The sequence below is a fragment of the Vibrio sp. 811 genome (genome assembly GCF_033339195.1).
In genome coordinates, this window is the sequence record NZ_JAWOUB010000106.1 from 1 (window position 1) to 1,095 (window position 1,095).

The 1,095-nt window shown below is 51.6% G+C and carries 1 protein-coding gene; it reads left to right on the plus strand.

Annotated elements, in window-relative coordinates; genetic code table 11:
• On the plus strand, positions 1–1,095 hold a 1,095-nt coding region (dsbD, locus tag R7Q46_RS25150; RefSeq protein WP_318077932.1), incomplete at both ends, for a protein-disulfide reductase DsbD.

Below are 1,095 nucleotides of genomic sequence, written 5' to 3' on the forward strand. Positions count from 1 at the left end.
TGCTGATTCCGCAATAGCGAAAAAGCCAACGCAATCAACAGCGAACAATAACCAAACAAGCACGACATCACCAACGGCGAGCACGTCAGTGTCATCAAACAACGCTCCAGCACCAGTCACTGAGCAAGACAGCCTCGCGGCGAACCTTGCTGACAATTGGTGGACTCCGCTGCTGTTTTTAGCTCTTGGTGTAGGCTTAGCGTTTACGCCATGCGTTCTGCCAATGTACCCAATTTTGACCAGCATCGTACTTGGCAGCGGGAAACTCAGTCAACGCCGCGCTCTGGGTTTATCCCTAGTTTACGTGCAAGGCATGGCGCTGACTTACACTCTTCTCGGCTTAGTGGTCGCATCAGCAGGCATGCAGTTCCAATCGGCGATGCAACACCCATATGTGTTGATTGGTTTGAGTATCTTATTCGTCACGTTGGCACTCTCCATGTTTGGTGTGTACACCCTGCAATTGCCAAGCAGTGTACAAACGTGGCTAAACAACCTAAGCAACAAACAACAAGGCGGCAGCAGCGCAGGCGTATTCGCGATGGGTGCGATCTCAGGTCTGGTGTGCTCACCGTGTACCACAGCACCTCTGTCAGGCGCACTACTCTACGTTGCACAAAGTGGTGACTTGCTGACTGGTGGTATTGCGCTTTACGCACTGGCGATGGGTATGGGTATTCCGCTGATTCTCGTGGCGGTATTTGGCAACAAACTGCTGCCAAAAGCCGGTGGTTGGATGGACCGCGTGAAGACACTATTTGGTTTCATTCTGCTGGCAGCACCAATCTTCTTGCTTGAGCGTATCTTGCCAGAAATGTGGTCGACGGCGTTGTGGTCTGCGCTCGGTATCGCGGCATTTGGTTGGTTGTATCACATCAAAAACAGCTTGGAGTTTGGTGGCTGGAAGCAAAGCGCAATTGGCATTATTGCCGTCCTCGGTTTGTTCGCCTCCGCGCAACCAGCACTGAATTATTGGTTTGGCAATAACGAAACCCAAGCACAGCAAACAACGGTTAGCTTTACTCGCATTGCTAATGTGGCCGAGCTTGAAGAGCAACTGGCGCTAGCGAAAGCAGCAGGTAAACCTGTCATGCT